This is a genomic window from Pedobacter xixiisoli, from assembly GCF_900215335.1.
GTDB classification, from domain to species: domain Bacteria; phylum Bacteroidota; class Bacteroidia; order Sphingobacteriales; family Sphingobacteriaceae; genus Pedobacter; species Pedobacter xixiisoli.
This window is the reverse complement of sequence record NZ_OCMT01000004.1, coordinates 134,511-153,885: the sequence shown is the minus strand read 5'-3', so window position 1 is coordinate 153,885 and position 19,375 is coordinate 134,511. Positions and strand designations below refer to the sequence as shown.

The 19,375-nt window shown below is 38.3% G+C and carries 16 protein-coding genes; 15 read left to right on the top strand and 1 reads right to left on the bottom strand.

What is annotated here, in order from left to right; all coding sequences use genetic code 11:
* Nucleotides 1–199: 199 nt before the first annotated feature.
* The 9 genes from CRO54_RS16755 (at nucleotide 200) to CRO54_RS16715 (ending at nucleotide 11,821) form a co-directional block, all read left to right on the top strand.
* The gene (locus tag CRO54_RS16755) at nucleotides 200–1,015 is read left to right on the top strand and encodes a lipocalin family protein (RefSeq protein ID WP_097133241.1); all 816 of its coding nucleotides are present in this window, start codon (nucleotides 200–202) and stop codon (nucleotides 1,013–1,015) included.
* A gap of 36 nt (nucleotides 1,016–1,051) precedes the next feature.
* Nucleotides 1,052–4,099 (top strand): SusC/RagA family TonB-linked outer membrane protein, encoded by a 3,048-nt coding sequence (locus CRO54_RS16750; protein WP_097133240.1) that lies wholly within the window; start codon nucleotides 1,052–1,054, stop codon nucleotides 4,097–4,099.
* Nucleotides 4,100–4,114: 15 nt separating this feature from the next.
* Nucleotides 4,115–5,821 (top strand): RagB/SusD family nutrient uptake outer membrane protein, encoded by a 1,707-nt coding sequence (locus CRO54_RS16745; protein WP_097133239.1) that lies wholly within the window; start codon nucleotides 4,115–4,117, stop codon nucleotides 5,819–5,821.
* Between the two features lie 61 nt (nucleotides 5,822–5,882).
* Entirely contained in the window at nucleotides 5,883–7,184 is a 1,302-nt protein-coding gene (locus tag CRO54_RS16740; RefSeq protein ID WP_097133238.1) for a glycoside hydrolase family 2 TIM barrel-domain containing protein, read from the top strand.
* Between the two features lie 10 nt (nucleotides 7,185–7,194).
* Nucleotides 7,195–8,289 carry a glycoside hydrolase family 16 protein gene (locus CRO54_RS16735; RefSeq protein ID WP_097133237.1) on the top strand — a complete coding sequence of 365 codons (1,095 nt, stop codon included), beginning with the start codon at nucleotides 7,195–7,197 and terminating at the stop codon, nucleotides 8,287–8,289.
* 320 nt (nucleotides 8,290–8,609) lie between these two features.
* On the top strand, nucleotides 8,610–10,649 hold the full coding sequence (gene uvrB / locus CRO54_RS16730) for an excinuclease ABC subunit UvrB (protein ID WP_097133236.1): 2,040 nt from the start codon (nucleotides 8,610–8,612) through the stop codon (nucleotides 10,647–10,649).
* Between the two features lie 100 nt (nucleotides 10,650–10,749).
* On the top strand, nucleotides 10,750–10,950 hold the full coding sequence (locus CRO54_RS16725; protein ID WP_097133235.1) for a YwbE family protein: 201 nt from the start codon (nucleotides 10,750–10,752) through the stop codon (nucleotides 10,948–10,950).
* 159 nt (nucleotides 10,951–11,109) lie between these two features.
* Complete coding sequence (locus CRO54_RS21750; RefSeq protein WP_171047962.1) at nucleotides 11,110–11,478, top strand: TonB-dependent receptor plug domain-containing protein; 369 nt, start codon at nucleotides 11,110–11,112, stop codon at nucleotides 11,476–11,478.
* Nucleotides 11,479–11,572: 94 nt separating this feature from the next.
* Nucleotides 11,573–11,821: a DUF4834 family protein gene (locus tag CRO54_RS16715; RefSeq protein ID WP_097133234.1), complete on the top strand. Its 249-nt coding sequence runs from the start codon at nucleotides 11,573–11,575 to the stop codon at nucleotides 11,819–11,821.
* Nucleotides 11,822–11,831: 10 nt separating this feature from the next.
* Here the strand turns inward: CRO54_RS16715 and CRO54_RS16710 are convergent, their stop codons facing one another.
* Nucleotides 11,832–12,932: an acyltransferase family protein gene (locus CRO54_RS16710; protein ID WP_240775165.1), complete on the bottom strand. Its 1,101-nt coding sequence runs from the start codon at nucleotides 12,930–12,932 to the stop codon at nucleotides 11,832–11,834.
* Nucleotides 12,933–13,313: 381 nt separating this feature from the next.
* Between CRO54_RS16710 and CRO54_RS16705 the strand changes: the two genes are divergently transcribed.
* The 6 genes from CRO54_RS16705 (at nucleotide 13,314) to CRO54_RS16680 (ending at nucleotide 19,253) form a co-directional block, all read left to right on the top strand.
* Nucleotides 13,314–14,165: a UDP-2,3-diacylglucosamine diphosphatase gene (locus tag CRO54_RS16705; RefSeq protein ID WP_097133233.1), complete on the top strand. Its 852-nt coding sequence runs from the start codon at nucleotides 13,314–13,316 to the stop codon at nucleotides 14,163–14,165.
* 116 nt (nucleotides 14,166–14,281) lie between these two features.
* Entirely contained in the window at nucleotides 14,282–15,268 is a 987-nt protein-coding gene (locus CRO54_RS16700; RefSeq protein ID WP_097133232.1) for a glycosyltransferase family protein, read from the top strand.
* Nucleotides 15,269–15,350: 82 nt separating this feature from the next.
* Entirely contained in the window at nucleotides 15,351–16,328 is a 978-nt protein-coding gene (locus CRO54_RS16695) for a DUF6427 family protein (protein ID WP_097133231.1), read from the top strand.
* A 215-nt stretch (nucleotides 16,329–16,543) separates the two neighbouring features.
* Complete coding sequence (locus tag CRO54_RS16690) at nucleotides 16,544–17,281, top strand: type III pantothenate kinase (RefSeq protein ID WP_097133230.1); 738 nt, start codon at nucleotides 16,544–16,546, stop codon at nucleotides 17,279–17,281.
* Nucleotides 17,262–18,590 (top strand): BamG family beta-barrel-assembly machinery protein, encoded by a 1,329-nt coding sequence (locus CRO54_RS16685; RefSeq protein WP_244904296.1) that lies wholly within the window; start codon nucleotides 17,262–17,264, stop codon nucleotides 18,588–18,590. Before CRO54_RS16690 ends, CRO54_RS16685 begins: the two co-directional genes overlap by 20 nt.
* 30 nt (nucleotides 18,591–18,620) lie before the next feature.
* Entirely contained in the window at nucleotides 18,621–19,253 is a 633-nt protein-coding gene (locus CRO54_RS16680) for an LptA/OstA family protein (protein WP_240775166.1), read from the top strand.
* The last annotated feature ends 122 nt before the right edge of the window (nucleotides 19,254–19,375 follow it).

The window sequence follows — 19,375 nt, the reverse complement described above, 5'->3', positions numbered from 1 at the left end:
TAAGGAAAATATTTGGTGTTTCATTAACAAAATAAAAGTAGACAAAAACTTCGTTTCTTACAATGATGTAGTTATAAACTATGCTCTAGTTACGTTTTAAGCGGTTTTGATGTAGTTTTGTAGGGGCTGGAAATTTGGATGTATGTAGCGGTTCAACATAATTTTACATTCGATAACAATAACCAAATATTAAAATCATATGAACTGCAAGTCTTTTGTAAGGCATCATTGTCTTTTATTTTTGGCATTAATTACTTTGTTCAACTTTGGTTGTAAAGAAGAAGATTATGCCAGTAAACTAGGAACTTCTGCGAAGGCATCTTTTAAGGTATCCAAAGTAGCAGGAAAGCAAAACACCTATCTTTTAGAAAGCACCTCTCAGGGAGCTTATCGTTACCAATGGGATTTCGGATTAAACGAAGGTTTGAAGTCTGGAGGTTCTTCTATCGAAGCTTACTTCATCACTAAAGGAACTTACAATGTGAAATTGTATGCGCATGGCGAAGGCGGTTACGATATTGCTACACAGCCTGTGATAGTTGAGCAAGATGATTTTACACCTACCCTTAATGATGCGACTTACAAGCTATTAACTGCGCACACTTGGAAATTAGATGCAGCTTCGGCGGCCCCAATTATTGTGGGTACAGAGAACAACCCAGGAGAGTATTACGGAGGAGGGGCGTTGGTAAATTGTCAGGTAGATGATGATTATACTTTCACCTTTACGAATAATGCATTTAAATTAACTTACAGAGCAAACGGTCAAACTTTACACGGTGGAAATTGCGGAAGTGATAGATCTTATGAGTCTGCTTTCACTTTCAGTAAAACTGTAGAAGGAGCCGGCATTGCAACTATTACTATTCCTGGCAACGCTCCTGATAGATTTATCGGAATTACCGATCCGTCGTCAAATAATTACCGTATCATTTCTATTACTGCAAGCGAAATGGTTCTGCGTTCTGGAAAAGTAGGTGCCGTAGTACACCAAATGCGTTTCGTTAAAAAGTAAGTACCTATTATTAGTTAATTAAAGCCAAATATAAATATGAAAAGAATTCGACTATTGATCGTATTACTGATTTGTTCGATTGCCTTGCCAGAGGCATTTGCCCAGAGCCTCACGGTTTCTGGAGTAATTAAGGACAAAACAGGACAGGAAATTCCGGGTGTTTCGGTAATTGTTAAGGGAACAACAACAGGTGTTTCTACCACAACAGATGGTAAATATTCTATCACAGTGCCTAAAGCGGGTACTACATTGGTATTCTCGTTTATCGGGATGACTACCCAGGAAATTATCGTTACCAAATCGGAAACGGTTAATATTGTAATGGATGATGCCGCCAATACCTTAAACGACGTTGTTGTAGTAGGTTTCGGTACTCAAAAAAGAAGCAATGTAACAGGTTCGGTGGCTACTGTAAATAACAAGCAATTGGTACAAACGCCCGTTGGTGATTTGAGTAACGCCCTAGCTGGTCGTACGCCAGGGGTAATTACCAAACAACCTTCAGGAGAGCCAGGCGCTGACGGTACGCAAATCTTCATCAGGGGTAATTCTACTTTTGGAGGTGGCAGCATGGAACCGCTATTCGTAATTGATGGAGTGGTACGTTCTGGGCGTGATTTCGGCCAAATGGATCCGAACGAGATTGAAAGTGTAAGTATCTTGAAAGACGCTTCGTCTGCTGCAATTTTCGGTGTGAAAGGTGCAAACGGTGTTGTCTTAGTAACTACCAAACGTGGTAAAGCTGGCCAGATCAGTGCAAATTATTCTTTTAACTACGGTTTCTCTAAAGTAACTAGATTGCCAAACGCCTTAGGTTCTTACGAGTACGCTACTTTGTATAATGAAGCTAAATTAAACGATAATCCTTTGGCAACACCAGAGTTTTCTTTGGAACGTTTGGAATCTTTCAGAAATGGTTCAAATCCTGATGCAGACCCTAACACAGATTGGATGGATTTAGTATTGGGCGGAACAGCGCCGAGAAAACAACACAATCTCTCTTTATCAGGAGGTAGCGAGAAAATCAAATACTTTACCTCTTTTGGTTATTTAAATGAAGATGGTTTATATAAATCTTTGAACTATAACAGATATAACGTGAGAAGTAACGTCGATATTCAAGCTACTTCTACTACAAAAATCTCGATCGATTTATCTGGTAGGATTGAAAACAAACAATCTCCTCCAGCAAGTGTGGATAACATCTTTGAACATACCATGCGTAATCCGCCAGTGCAACCAGCTAGGTTCTCTAATGGATTGTTGGCAGCGCCAGGCGTTTATCCAAATCCTTTAGCTTTAATTAGCGAAGAAAGCGGTTACAACAGGAATAATGCGAATTTCTTTATGAGTAATTTTCAGGTTGTACAGCAGATTCCAGGTGTAGAAGGTTTGTCTATTAAAGGAGTTTTAGCATTCGATAAAAATTTCAACTATAACAAAACTTGGAATCAATGGGTGCCTTTGTATGCAAGAAATAACGATGGGACCTACACCATCAACGCACAATCAAAATCATCACTATCTAAAGGATACGGCGAAGGACAAAGTACCGAGTTACAAGGTCATATCAATTACGACAGAAGATTCGGTAAGCACGGCATTTCTGCACTAGCCTTAGTTTTGCAGAAACAAAATCAAGGTACTGGAATTTATGGAGCTAGAAACTCTTACGAGAGCTCTGCCTTGCAAATTTTAAACTTCGGCCCAGCTTTAAATGAAGTATTAAGCGACGGCGAAGACAAAACGGCATTAAGAAGTGCGGCATTCCGTATCAACTATGATTTTGATGGTAAATACCTTTTCCAAGCAAGTTTAAGAAGAGATGAGTCTGAAAACTTTGCGCCGAAAGAAAGAGTGGGTTATTTCCCAGCGTTTTCTGCAGGTTGGTTGTTAACTAAAGAGAGCTTCATGCAAGATTTGAAATTTGTTGATTTCTTGAAGTTGAAAGCTTCTTACGGAACATTAGGAAGTGACCGTATCCCTAGCCGTTTTGGCTACTATAACCGTTATAACTTAGTCCCTAACGTTTATCCATTTGGTGGAAATTTTGTAACTGGTTTAACACCTGGAGCAATTGCTAACGAAAATTTAACTTGGGAAACTTCCATTAAAATGGATGCAGGTATCGAGGCTAAATTATTCAAAAACCAATTAAGTGTAGATGTTACCGTTTTCAAAGAAAGAAGAAAAGACATCTTAGCTACTAGAGCTTTATCAGTTCCATTGAGTTTTGGTGCCGCTTTACCTGCTGAGAACTTCGGTATAGTAGATAACCAAGGTTTGGAGTTGATTTTAAACCACAACAAGCAATTGTCAAGCAACTTCTCTTACTTTATTGGAGGTAACTTTACTTACGCTAAAAACAAAATTGTTGAGGCTGCAGAAGCATCAAACATTCCAGATTACAGACGTATTACGGGTAGACCAAATGGCGGGATTTATGGATACAAAGCGATAGGTATTTTTAGAGATGCAGCAGATTATGCCGCTTCACCAAAACATACTGCATATTTATCATCTACAGGCCCTGGTGATATCAAATATCAAGACATTAATGGCGATGGAATTATCAACGATGATGATATCACTTACTTAGGAAACGGTTCATTACCGCAAATTCTTTATGGTATCAACGGAGGTGTTAATTATAAAGGTTTCGAATTGAATTTCTTATTGCAGGGAGCAGCACAGTCTCAACAATTGTTTACGCAAAATGCAGCTTGGGCTTTCCATAACGGGGGCCGTGTAAACGCAGAGTGGTTAGATCGATGGACACCAGCTCGCCCAGATGCGCCATTGCCTCGTTTAACTTTAAATACTAATGGTAACAACTATTTAAACAGCAGTTTCTGGGTGCAAAATTCTAGCTACATACGATTAAAGAATGTGGAGTTTGCATACACGCTTAAACACAGGTTGTTGTCGAAAATTGGCGCTAATAACGTGAGATTCTATGCTCAAGGTCAAAACTTATTCACGATTACCGATTTGATTAACCTAGATCCAGAAAATACAAATGGTATCGGTAGATACTATCCTCAACAAAAGACCTACACTTTTGGGGTTAATGTACAGTTCTAATAACCAATCGTTGAAATGAATATTAAAAGAAAAAAGATGATTAAAAGATATAAATGGTTGGTTGGCGTAATGGTGATTACGTTAGCAACTTTCTCCTGCAAAAAAGATTTATTGGATATTAAACCTATAGATTTTGTTTCTGATGCAGCAGTTTTTCAGGATATCACACTCACTAATCAGTTTGTTAACGATATCTATGGCACCTTATTAAGTGGTTTCGAACGCCGCGATTTTGGTTACGACCAAGATTGGGCTCGTGGTTTTGCCAACCTAGATATGATGACAGATGATATCGAAGGGCATAATGACCTACCGATGAACAGAGTGCAGGCTGGCGATTTGAATTCTCATTTCTCGATGGGTACGCAGCTTTGGGCAGTCAATTATTCCTTGATCAGAAAGGCTAATACTTTAATTGCCCGTGTAGATGGTGTGCCAACTACTAATACCGCACTTAGAGATCGTTTAAAAGCAGAGACTAAATTTTTAAGAGCATTTGCTTATGCTGATTTGGTGAAGTCTTTCGGAGGAGTTCCGCTAATTACGGTTGAGCAAAACGTAAATGATGATTTACAGGTGCCTAGAAATACTTATGATGAGTGTGTGGCTTTTATCATCAAAGAATGTGATGAAGCTGCTGCGGTACTACTACCAAGTTATCCAGATGCTGAACTGGGAAGAGCGACTAAAGGTGCCGCTTTGGCTTTAAAAGCGAGAGTGTTATTGTACCATGCAAGTGCGTTAAATAATCCGAACAACACTGTTTCTAGATGGGATGATGCCGCAAAAGCTGCTAGAGAAGTAATGAATTTGGCACCGACTACTTATGATATATATCCAGACTACTATCAGTTGTTTATGACTAAAGCTGGAAATAAAGAAGTGATCTTTGCTAAAAAATTCGGACGTCCTAACCGTACACACCAAAGTGCTCACATGTTACACATGAGTTTTACGCCAACAGGCTGGGGTGGCTGGGGAGCTTTCCACGCTACGCAAGATTTAGTAGATTGTTTCGAAATGAGAACTACAGGTTTACGTCCAGAAGAGGCTGGCTCTGGTTATGTTGCCCAAAATCCTTACGCTAACCGTGATACCCGTTTAGATAAAGCAATGCTGATGAATGGTTCACAATTTAAGGGCATTACTGTAGAAACTTTCCAAAGTGCTGATTTAAACGTTTTTCCTGATGGTAATGCAAATGGCCGTACCAACCCAGACAGAACAAAAACAGGATATGGCTTACGTAAATTTATCGATGATAAATACTTAACTGCTGATGCGGTTTATCAAGGTGGTGAAAACGACTGGATTTACATGCGTTATGCCGAGGTATTGCTAAACTATGCCGAAGCTAGAAACGAATTTAGCGGTCCGGATGATACTGTTTATGATGCTTTGGACAAGGTGCGTTCAAGAGGCAATTTGCCTCTATTGACGAGGAACTTTAGCCAAACTTCATTACGTACAAAAATCCGTAACGAACGTAGGGTAGAACTTTGTTTCGAAGAACATCGCGTTTATGATGTTAGACGCTGGAAAACAGGAATGACCTATTTCAATCAACCTGTTCACAGAATGAATGTAATCAAAAATACAGATGGCTCTTTTACTTACAGCAAAGTAGTTCTTGAAAATAGGGTATACAAAGAAAGTTATAACCTTTTCCCAATTCCTCAAATCGAAAGAGAGAGAAATATAAAATTAACACCAAATCCTTAATGAAATCATCTTCACTTTTCCATTTTAGGGAAAGTGAAGATTTAAGATGACAATAAATCATATGCAGAAAATATTTTATGGCGCTATTGCCATGTGTGTAACCATTTGTAGCAACCTATTTGCCGCAGAAACGTTGCCAGTTGGCGAAAAACTTCAGCCCATTAAAGTAGAAGTTAGAAAAACTGAAAAAGGATTTGAATTGCTACGCGGCGGTAAACCTTATTTTGTTAAAGGGGCCGGCGGTACTTCGTATTTTCACCGGGTTGCGGCAAGCGGAGGAAACTCTGTACGCACTTGGGGAACGAGTGGAGCAAAGGAAATCCTAGATTCTGCACAAAAAAATGGATTAACCGTAATGATGGGTTTGTGGGTGGCTCCAGAGCGTCACGGTTTTAATTACGATGACGAAAATGCCGTAAAAAAGCAATTCGAGAAAGTGAAAGAGGAGGTGATGAAGTATAAGGATCATCCAGCTTTGCTAAGTTGGGGAATTGGTAACGAACTTAACCTGTCTTATTCCAATCCTAAAGTTTGGAAAGCGGTAAATGATATTGCCAAGATGATCCATGAAGTTGATCCCAATCATCCAGCTACCACGGTTCTGGCTGGAATCAACAAAAAAGAAATTGAACATATCAACGCATCGGCTAAAGACCTAGATTTCTTATCCATTAATATTTATGCCGATTTAGATGTTTTGCCGGCAAGGGTTAAAACTATGGGTTGGAATGGTGCGTACATGGTAACCGAATGGGGACCAACTGGTCACTGGGAAGGTTTGGAGACAGAATGGAAAGCACCAGTGGAAGAAACCAGTAGCGAAAAAGCTGCGGTTTACCTAAGTAGATACAAATATTCGGTAGAAAAAGATAAGGACATTTGCTTAGGTTCTTATGTTTTTTTATGGGGGCAAAAACAAGAAAGAACACCAACATGGTATGGTCTTTTTACAGCCAAGGGCGAAGAAAGCGAAGTGATCGATGTGATGCAATACCTTTGGAGTGGGGCATTCCCTAAAAATAGAGCACCACATTTGTATGGCTTTACCTTAGATAACAAGAGGTCGAATCAAAGCGTTTATCTTAAGTCTGGTGCAACTTATAATGCTGAAGTAGATGCTTTTGATCCAGATAATGATCAGTTAAGCTACCGTTGGGAAGTATTACTGGAAGCGACAAAAGTTGGTGAAGGTGGCGATCACGAAGATAAGCCAGAAGCGGTAAAGATGAATTTTAAAGATAACGGAAAGGGAAAAATTAGTTTAACTGCGCCTAAAGCTTCGGGAGCTTATCGTTTATTTGTGTACGTTGCTGATGGTAAGAATAAAGTGGCTACGGCGAATATCCCGTTTTACGTAAAATAGAAACTGCAAGATGAAAACACACAAATTTTTTAAAAACTGGCTACTGATATTGCCTTTGTTGATGTTAAACATCAGTTGTAAAAAGGAAGCAAGTGCGGCGGCTCCTACTAGTTTAGAATTGGTAGCTAATATCAGTGACGACGGTTCGGGCAGAGTAGATTTCGTAGCGAAAGCAAACAACGCAGAACGCTACTTATTCTCATTCGGACAGGGAACTAACGAAAGCATTAGATCTAACGATGGTAAAGCTTACACCATTTATGCTGAAAGCGGAACTTATACCGTAAAAGTGATTGCCTATGCAGGTGATAAATCGACAGAAATCACCAAACAAATTACTGTTGATAAAAATGAAGTGATAGATAATGCAGGATATATTTCTCCAGAAAGCTACCCAGGTATGACTTTGGTATGGAGAGATGAGTTTAATGGATCTGCTCTAGATACCCAATTTTGGAATTTCGAAGAAGGAAATGGTACAGAAGGTTGGGGTAACTGGGAACTACAGTACTATCGCAAAGAAAATACGAAGGTGCACAACGGTTACCTAACCATTACTGCAAAAAAGGAATCGTTTGGCGGTAAAGAGTATACTTCTTCGAGATTAACTACAGAGGCTAAAAAGGATTTCCTTTATGGTCGGATAGAAATGAGGGCAAAATTACCAAAAGGACAAGGTATCTGGCCAGCATTTTGGGCCTTAGGTGCAAATATCCGCACTACGCCTTGGCCGTTCTCTGGCGAAATAGACATCATGGAAATGGTGGGCGGTGGTCCTGGAAAGGATAACACGCTTCATGGTACCGTACACTACGAAGATGGCGGACACAAATATGTCGGAGGATCAACTACTTTGCCATCTGGCGATTTCTATGATAAGTTCCACGTGTTCTCCATTGTTTGGACAGCCAGCTCGATCAAATGGTATCTAGACAATATAGAATTCTATACTTTTGATACTACAGGTGCCAACAAAGACGAGTTTAGACGTCCTTACTTTCTTCTGCTTAACCTAGCCGTTGGTGGTAACTGGCCTGGTTCTCCAAATGCAAGTACCGTTTTCCCACAAAAATATATTGTGGATTATGTTCGCGTTTTTCAATAACGAATCATCCGTTGATTTTAGCATATATTGTTTGAATGGAAACCCCGATTTTATCGGGGTTTTGTCATTTGTCACCGGCAGAGACGCAAAATCTTGCGTATCCTAAAAGCGGTGCAATCTTGCGTTCCCTATTAAGAGTAGTCAAATGCATAAGAGACACAAAATATCGCGTCTGTACGGGGCAGAAGAATCATCAGCAAATAATGCTGGGTTTATAATAATTCTCGCCTTAGCAAATAGGTTTTTATAAGATAAATGAAGGAAAATAAAAACTTCTGGCATGCGATTTTGGTTAATCCCTAAACCGTATCTTTGTAGTAATGAAGTTCAAACTCATCTCTGATTATAAACCCACTGGAGACCAGCCAGGAGCAATAAAACAGTTGGTAGAAGGTGTAAATGCAGCCGAACATTATCAAACCTTATTAGGGGTAACAGGTTCGGGTAAAACATTTACCATTGCCAATGTAATTGAGCAAACCCAAAAGCCAACGCTCATCCTTAGTCACAACAAAACTTTGGCAGCGCAGTTGTATGGCGAGATGAAGCAGTTTTTTCCCGAAAATGCGGTCAACTACTTCGTTTCCTACTACGATTATTATCAGCCAGAGGCTTATATGCCTACTACCAATACTTACATTGAGAAAGATTTACAGATCAATGAAGAGATAGAGAAGTTACGTTTGCGTTCTACCTCTTCTTTAATTTCTGGGCGTAGAGATGTCATTATTGTTTCTTCTATTTCTTGCATCTACGGTATGGGTAACCCCGAAGATTTCTCGAAGTCTGTCTATCGTTTTGGTGTTGGAACTAGGGTAAGTAGAAATGCTTTTTTGCACCATTTAGTGGAAATTTTATATGCCCGTACCATCAATGACTTTAAACGAGGTACATTCCGAGTAAAAGGAGACACGGTTGATATTTACCCAGCCTACATGGATCACGCTTATCGCATTTCCTTTTTTGGGGATGACATTGAAGAATTAACGGCCATTGACCCAATAACGGGGAAAACTATAGAAAAACTAGAAGACATTTCCATTTATCCAGCTAATCTTTTCGTAACTCCAAAAGATAGATTTAATCAATCTATTTGGGGCATACAAGAAGAATTGGAAGTTCGCAAAAATCAGCTTTTAGGCGATGGATTGAATTTAGAAGCCAAGCGTTTAGAAGAACGTGTAAACTTCGATATTGAAATGATGAAAGAATTGGGCTACTGCTCTGGAATTGAGAATTACTCTCGTTTCTTCGATGGTCGTACACCAGGAATGCGTCCCTTCTGTTTGTTAGATTATTTCCCAGATGATTACCTGATGGTGATTGACGAAAGTCACGTAACTGTGCCTCAAATTAGGGCAATGTACGGCGGCGATAGGTCTCGTAAGCTATCATTGGTAGAATACGGTTTCCGCTTGCCATCGGCGCTGGATAATAGACCTTTAAATTTTGAAGAGTTTGAAAGTTTAGCACCGCAAACTATTTATGTAAGTGCTACTCCAGCAGATTATGAATTGCAGAAATCAGACGGGGTGGTTATAGAACAGGTAATTAGACCAACGGGTTTGCTAGATCCTTTAATTGAAATCCGCCCTGCGATAAACCAAGTGGATGATTTGTTGGACGAGATTGATAAAACCATTAAGCAAGGTGATAGAGTTTTGGTAACTACCTTAACCAAACGCATGGCCGAAGAGTTGACCAAATACATGGACAGATTGAACATCAAATGTCGTTACATCCACTCGGAAGTGAAAACATTAGAGCGTGTAGAGATTTTACGTGGTTTACGCTTAGGCGAATTTGATGTGTTAATCGGAATTAACTTGCTGCGTGAGGGATTAGATTTACCAGAAGTAAGTTTCGTAGCTATTTTAGATGCAGATAAGGAAGGTTTCTTACGCTCGGATAGAGCGTTGATTCAAACCATTGGTCGTGCAGCCCGTAATGATAGGGGGCGTGTAATTATGTATGCCGATGACATTACCGATTCGATGGAGCGTACCATTAGCGAAACCAACAGGCGTAGAGAAAAACAAATTGCCTATAACTTAGAACATGGGATTACGCCAAAAACAGTAGGCAAAACCAGAGAGGAAATCATGGAGCAAACTTCTGTTTTAGAAGTTTCTGAAAAGCAAAAAGAGAGAGCAAAAGCTTACGTAGAAGTAGACGAAGTGAGCATTGCGGCAGACCCTGTAGTGCAATACATGACCAAGCCAGAATTGCAAAAAGCATTAGATAAATCTCGTAAGGAAATGCAAAAAGCTGCTAAAGAAATGGACTTCTTGTTGGCTGCCCGCTTACGTGATGAAATGTTTGCTCTAGAAAAAGTATTTGAAGAAAGGTTTGGGAAGTAGGTAATAAGTTTTAGGTTATACGTTATACGTTTTGGCTTGTCGCCTAGCCTAATTAACCAACCCAATGAACTAAAAAACAAAACAACCAACAACCCAATTAATGCAAGGACAAAATAGAAACGAAATTTACCCAGGTTTAGAAGTGGGCATCATTCTTAAAAAAGACCAAAGAAGCGGAAACGTAACTTATGGTGTGGTAGAAAAATTGTTAACCTCTTCAGCTTTCCATTCTAGAGGTATAAAAGTACGTTTAGACGATGGGCAGATAGGTAGAGTTTGCGAAATTGTAGCAGAAGGTTAATAAATTATGGAAAAAGCGATATAGTTTCATCCTTATTTAAAAATTAGATAGATGCGATTATTTCTTTTGTTCTTCCTTTTAGTCTCGAGTACGTTTGTTTTTGCTCAAAATCCCCATCGACTAATTTCGGTAGGTACGCCAATACCTAATGAGCCGCTAATGGTCGTTAATGGAATACCGCTTGCCGACAGTAAAGCCTTTATGGCCTTGATGAATCCAAACGACATTGAGAAAATTGAAATTTTAAAAGATGCATCATCGACTGCAATCTATGGCTATCGTGGTGCCAACGGTGTAATTCTGGTTACACTCAAAAAGAATGTTAAACTAATTTCACTTGCTAAACTTTTTAAAAGATTCAAGGTGAACAAAAATTATCGAAAATATTCAGTTTTTGTAGAAAATGAAAAGATAAGCTATCCAAACGAATTTCTCGCGTCTGCAAAGTGGATCAAGGAGATTATAGCATTGAATCGCTCCAATGATCAAATAGATATCCCTTACCTTAATATTGTAACAAATAAATAGACGTTAAATAGAATTGTAATGAAATTGCAATGAAAATCGTTAATTGAAACAAAAAGCTTAACGCAAAGTCTATATTTGTAATAACAGTATAAAAATGGGTATAATTAAGTTTTTAATAATAGCAATCATTGTTTTATGGGTAATTAGATTACTACTTAGGATAATATTTCCTATGGTAGTTAAAAATGCCTTTAGCAAAATGCAACAACAGGCCACTGGCCAACAACAACGTCCATCTAGACCAGAAGGTACAATCTCTATTGACCATATGCCTAAGAAAGAAAAAAGAAAAGGCAACTCTGATAACTTGGGAGACTTTGTAGATTACGAAGAAGTAAAATAGTTTTTTTGACCTACTTTGGTGATAGCCATTTTCTGATAGGTAAATCGTAAAATTTCATAGCTAAATAAGCAATAAAAAGCTGTACAGCAATCACTGATGGAATAACCCAAAAAAGTGTCTGATGGCTCGGTTGTTCCTGTGCGTAATAATTTCCGAAAGCCCATAACGCAAAATAGTGGGTGATGTACAGTGGATAAGACATTTGGCCAGAAAATCTACAAATACCCTGCTGTGCTGGATTTAAAGTAGCTCCTGCTCCCAGAGCAACCAAAAACGGAAAGTAAATCACGATGATTAAAGGTTCGCTAATCCAGTTCCAGCTGTCATTGTACGGCACAAAGAATGCTAAAGCCAGCAAAAGTGCTAATAGCGGAAAGCCAAGTTTGTTCTTGATAATACCTTGATAACGGAAGATGCACATACCTGCTAAAAACGAGAAAGCTACCCTAGCACCGCCATGCCAAAAGTTATCTTTCGACCAGCCTCCGCTTGTATTTCCAGAAGATTTTGCCACGTAAAAAAGAACTACAGCAGCGAGTATTGCTAGTAACAACAACCAAGTTCTTTTAAGGCGTTGCAAAATCAGTGCGTATACAATGTTCGCCACATACTCCCAAAAGAGTGTCCAAGCTGGAGCATTCAAACCGAAGTTGTTGAAAGCTCTTTCTGCGATAATAGGATAGGGAATCATTAAAATAGAAGCAAAAAATAGCATTACCATCTTCCAACCACTGTAAGCTTCCCACTGGTCGCCAAATGGGTCGAAGATAAATCCCAGTACTCCTAATATAGTGCCTAAAACCACCAATGGATGCAGTCTAATTAACCTTTGTTTAAAAAACGTCTTCAATCCCATCTGTGGTAACCTATCATCGTAAGCATAAGCAACTACAAATCCTGATAAACAGAAGAAAAAATCTACAGCCAAATAAGCGTGAGCTATCAAATCATCTGGATGTGGTGTGTACATTTCGATAAAATGAAATATAACTACGCCAAGAGCCGCAATGCCCCGCAAGCCATCTAAAATTTCAAAATGTGTTTTGGTTTTAAGAACTGGAGAAGAAGAAAACTGGCTCATTTGGTTCGGTTGAAGTTCAAGGATAAGCATTTTTGTTGGTTTGAGCAAGGTTTTCGTGTACGTATGCTAAATCATAAACTCTATTGTATACTAATACTTTCCATTTTGATAAAAATCCTCGAAACTTTAATAAGCATGATTCAAAGTAAACCGATGAGGTTTGTGAAAAAGTCAAATAAAAAATAACGATGCCTTAACAATCAGTTAATTAGCGTTGGAGATTTTTGCATTAGATAATATATGCATCATATGCTTGAACTGTTTTTGATTGTCTGCTTAATTGTTTTTGTAGCATTTTTCTTTAGTCCTTACGAATTAACCGTTGGCGAAGAAGAAGATTAATAAAACCGACTACAAAAATTGGAGCTTTCTACTAGGAAGGCCTGTCTTTTTTGTCTCTAAAAATAGCTTATGGAGAAGAGGAATGTAGAAATCGTTGTGATTTCTGATGTGCATTTGGGCACTTATGGCTGCCATGCCAAGGAACTGTTAAAATACCTGAAAAGTATTAAGCCAAAAACGTTAATCCTGAATGGCGATATTATTGATATTTGGCAATTTAGCAAGCGTTATTGGCCAGAAACGCACATGAAAATTTTGCGAAAGCTGATGAAGTTTGTGGTAGAAGGCGTGAATGTGTATTATCTCACTGGAAACCACGACGAGCTTTTGCGCAAGTTTGCGGATATGCATTTAGGTTCATTCCACTTACAAAACAAACTTATTTTAGAGCTTGACGGTAAAAAGGCATGGTTTTTTCATGGCGATATTTTCGATGTCACCATGCAGCATTCGAAATGGTTGGCAAAGTTGGGTGCCATTGGTTACGACAGCTTAATTTTGCTAAACAGTATAGTGAACTGGTGTTTGAAATTGTTTGGTAGGGAGAAAATGAGTTTCTCTAAAAAAATCAAGGCAAAGTTTAAGGATGCCGTAAAGTTTATCAATAGTTTTGAAGAAACTGCTGCGGAATTGGCGATAGAAAATGGTTATCAATATGTGGTTTGTGGGCATATTCATCAGCCAGAAAAGAGAAATGTTTTGGCAAGCGAAGGCGAAGTGATGTATTTAAATAGTGGAGATTGGGTCGAAAACTTAACATCCTTAGAATATAATGAAGGCAATTGGGAGATATTTAAATACGAAGCAAAAAACTTCGTAAAAGATGAAGTAGAACAAGGAGAACTTTCTGACGGTGAAGATTTACACGGAAAATTGGATGTGAATATTTTATTGCAGAAAATTAAACTAGAAATTGCCTAGACTGTAAATTCATCATGTTTTTTTTCACAATAAAACTGAAGAAAATATAATTCATGATAGGTTCAAATCAATTAAAACTATAAATAATCCTGAAAATTCTAGATATTAGAAGCCGAATGAAGATACTTTACGCCATACAAGGAACAGGCAACGGACATGTGAGCAGAGCAAGAGAAATAGTTCCGCTTTTACAACAACATGGCGAGGTAGATTTACTGATTTCAGGTACACAGGTAGATGTAAAACTGGCTCAAGAAATCAAATATAACTTTCATGGCTTCAGCTTTGTTTTCGGTAAAAAAGGTGGCGTAGATCATTACAAAACATGGAAAAACATGAATCTTCCGCAATTTCGGAGAGACATGAAGGCAATTCCATTAAAAGATTATAATCTTATTTTGAACGATTTCGAGCCTATTTCTGCCTGGGCATGTCGTCTGCAAGGCATAGAAAGTGTATCGTTAAGCCATCAGGCTTCCTTTAAATCAAAAAAAGTTCCTCGTCCTAAAACGGTAGACTGGGGTAAACTGATATTGAGCAGATATGCTCCTACTACGCATCACATTGGTTTCCATTTCGATAGATACGATGATTTCATTTATAAGCCGGTTATTAGGAGTGAAATCAGGACTTTGGCGCCAACTAATCTGGGGCATTATACAGTTTACCTTCCAGCAATTGATGATAAAGATTTGGTAAATGTGTTGAAGCAGATTCCGCAGGTACGTTGGGAGGTTTTTTCTAAACATACCAAGGTAGCTTATGCAGATGCGAATGTATTTGTGGAGCCAATTAACAACGAAAAGTTTAACCAAAGTATGGCAAGCTGCGAAGGTGTTTTCACTGGCGGTGGCTTTGAAGGACCAGCAGAGGCGCTACATTTAGGTAAAAAGTTGTTGGTTGCGCCAATGCGTTTTCAGTACGAGCAGCAATGCAACGCCTATGCACTAAAACAATTCGGCTTGCCAGTAATTTGGGGTAGTAACCATAATTGGGTGCCTATTTTAAAAGATTTTGTAGCGAAGCCGCAAGAACACCAGTTCGATTTTCCAGATGAAACCGCTGCAATTATTGCGCATACGGTGAATACTTTTGCCAGATAAATTTCTTTTCTTTGTGGCAAGTTTAGGTTAAAAAGTTCAGGGAAAACCCCTTTCACTTTTCACCTTTCACTTTTTACTTAAAATGATTAATCAGTTTAGAAGTTTACATCCGCTTAATTTATTGCTGTTGGTGGCGTACCTCATCTTCATGCGGATTGCTATCTTTTTAAATCTGCCCGCAGAATTAAGCTTCGAGATTTTAGAACCTTACACCAAACTGTTCATCAATATCCCAAAAGATGCACTTTCTTCTGAGGCAAATGTTTTTTTTGCTGCGGTAATTACCATGGTACAGGCGCTCATCTTCAATAGAATTGTAAATAACCATGGTTTGTTGGCTAAGCCAAGCTATTTGCCGGCGCTTTTGTTTATTACAGGCACAAGCTTGTTCCTTCAGTTTTTGGTGCTCAGTCCAGCTCTAATCTGCAACTTCTTAATTATCATAATCATTGATAAGTTTTTAAAGCTCTCGAAAACCGGAAGTGCCATGAGCACCATGTTTGATGTGGGGATGATTATCGCCATCGGTACTTTGATTTATTTTCCGTTCATACTTATGCTGATCATGTTATGGCTTAGCTTATTGATGTACAGAGCATTTAGTTGGCGTGAATGGGTGTCTGGATTAATCGGGTTTTTAACCATTTTCATGTTTGTCGCCGTGTTTTATTATTGGAACGATAACATCGATCGTTTCATCGACATTTGGCAGCCACTTACCAACAAATTCCCAAGTAATCTGCAAATTAACTATAACGATTACCTCGTTCTCATACCGGTGGGACTCATCATGATTATGGCAGCCATACAATTGAGAGAGAACTTTTTCCGAAGTTTTATCAGTACTCGTAAAGCTTTTCAGATGCTTTTTTTTATGTTTTTGGTAAGTATCTTCAGTTTCTACACCAAGCGAGGAGTTACAGTAGCCCATTTTCTACTTTGCGTACCGCCAGGGGCAGTGCTATTGTCTTACTATTTCTCTAACGCCAAAAAACGCTGGTTTTATGAAACCTTATTTGCTATTTTGGTAATCTGCATCCAGTACTTTCTTTTTGTATAGTGGTTTTTAACGCAGATGTAAATGTTCACTTGGTTGATATAACAAAGATAAATCTGTGCATCTGTGGCTAATATTGTAAACTAAACATCTTCCTTTAACCTTTTTTAACAAATTGATACCTCGAAACTTGTCAAAGATTAATAGCTTTGTGGCATGAAACTGATATTGATGTTTCTTCCTATTCGTAATTTGTTGTTTGGTAACGTAGATATTTAATGCATAATCTGGTCATAGATATTGGCAATACCTTTAGTAAACTTGCAATCTTTGAGCAAAAAAAACTCATTTATTTCCAGCAGCTTGAAAGGGTTGAAGAGGATCATCTCTTAAAACTAATCACCGAATATCAGATAGGAAGTTCGACGGTTTCTAGCGTGAGTAATCAGACAGAAAACTTAGAAAGATTGTTAAAAACGCACACTAGTTATACTCGTTTTAGCACCGAGATAACTGGAGGAATTAAAAACCATTATGAAAGCCCTAAAACGTTGGGTTTAGATAGATGGGCAAAGGTAATTGCAGCACATTGCTTATATCAAGGTGATAATACTTTGATGATTGATGCCGGCACCTGTATTACCTACGATGTGCTCACTGCAAAAGACGAATACTTTGGCGGAAGTATAAGTTTAGGTTTGAATATGCGTTTTAAGGCTTTGAACCATTACACGGGTCGCTTGCCGCTGGTAAATTGGGATAACACTCAAGAAGTAATTGACGAAGGAACCAGTACACAGAATGCGATTAAAAGGGGCGTTTTACAGGGCGCACTCAACGAAATAGAAGGATTTATTGCTTTAGAGCATAAACGAAATAAAAATTTAAAAGTAGTATTAACAGGAGGAGACTCGCTTTTTTTGACTAAGCAATTAAAAAATAGCATATTTGCCGCCCAGATTACTCACGAACCATATTTGGTTTTAAAAGGCTTGAATGAAGTTATTACATTATAAAATGAACAATAAAATTAAGTGTGTATATGTTGCAACGCTTTCTTTGCTAGCACTTTCGTTAGGCAGTTATGCGCAAACAACTGTACAATCTCCATATTCTAAGTTTGGTTTAGGTAACCTTAGAGGCTCGGTGTTGCCACAACAAAGAGGTATGGGCGGTATTGCAACTGGAGTTTACAGGTCTAGTGGTATCAATAACATCAACATGCAAAACCCGGCTTCTTACGCAGGTATATATTTAACTACGTTAGATATTGGTATGTCTGGGAGTAGAACAGAGTTAAAAACCAGTAACTTAAGCGAAAATAGCTTCAACGCCTCGTTAAGCCATGTTGCAATGGCATTTCCTGTTACACAAAAGTCTGCACTTAGTGTCGGTATTTTACCTTACTCAGAATTGGGCTACGATTTTAAAAATACAGTGAGCATAGGTAGTGGCACCAGTGCTAAAACAGTAGACTACCTTTACAATGGTGAAGGCGGTTTATCTAAAGCTTATATTGGCTACGGCATTCAGTTTGGAGACCATTTTAGAGTTGGAGCCAATGCCGAATACCTTTTTGGTAATTTAATCCAAAGTCGTTCTACAGAAGTTTCTGATCTTGGGGCTCTAAATTCTCGCGACCAGGTTAAGAACAGCATATATGGCTTTAACTACACTTATGGTGCACAATACGATTTCCGTTTAGGTAATAAAACTACTTTGGTGGTAGGCTACTCAGGTTCTTCTAGCGCTAAGCTAAATTCGGAAAGAAGCCAATACACAACAATCTATACCAAAGATTCACAAGGTAATGCACTTTCTGCTTTAGATACTTTAGATTTTATTGAGAACGGCAAAACCAATATGAAACTTCCTTTAATGCATAGTGTAGGTTTTACTTTACAAAAAGAAAATAAGTGGTTAATAGGAGCAGATTACCGCATGGGTAAATGGTCTAAAATGTCTATCGATAATGTAAACCAAAATCTTCAAGATGCTTATGGTGTATCGGTTGGCGGTCAGTTCACTCCAGATATTACTGCAATTAACGGTTATTTCAAGAGAGTAGATTATCGTTTAGGTTTAACGTACGATAAAACGTATGTCCAAATGAACAATGAAGACATCAAGCAAATGGGCGTAACTGTGGGTTTAGGCTTGCCGTTATCTTCTTATGCTAGGTCATCGTTCTACAAAATGAACGTTTCTGCCGAAATTGGAAGAAGAGGTAAAACAAGTAATGGTTTAATCCAAGAAAGCTATGTTAACTTCCATTTAGGTTTCATGTTAAACGATAAATGGTTCCAAAGATTTAGGTTTGACTAAACCCATTGTTCGATTGCTTAATTGTAGATAATGGTTAAAGTTCAATGCTTGTTGGTTAATAGTAGATGGTCGGTGTATCTACATCGTTATACTATGTCTATCCAAACTTGGGCTTTTTACTGTTTACTTTTCATTTTTTGCTTTTTACTTTCTTCTTGTGGTGAGGATGATTTGAAAAAAGTACCAGCTATTTCTGCTAATAAAGTGACGTTAACGAAAGACCGTACTTATGGAGCAGAGGTAATTTATAGCGATTCGGCCAAAGTGAAAGCAAAAGGTTATGCACCTATTTTAGATAAAGTTACACCTTCTACTGGCGCAATATACATGGAGATGCCTAAAGGGGTGAAAATCTATTTTTTAGATGAATTCCTGAAGAACAAAGGAACAATTACCTCGGATTACGCCATTAATAAAGAAACGGAAAGAATTACCATCTTCAAAAAGAATGTTGTGGTAGTAACCGATAATATGACTTTTACTACCGAAGAGTTAACTTGGAATGAAAATACAAAGATGTATAATTCTCCCTCTGGAGTAGTAACTACAAAAGATGGCAATGTTCTCAATGGTACAAGTTTCTCGGCACCCCAAGATTTCAGTACTTACAGCATTACCATGCCATCTGGAACGGCTAATGTTGAAAATGGAAAACTCCCGTAATTACTCCATATTTGAGTACTCTATCTCCCTAGTTTTCAACTCAAAAAACAATTGAAATTTAATATTTTCTATTTTGTTTCAAATTTGTATCTTGCGCCCTCTTAAAATAAAATTAAATATAA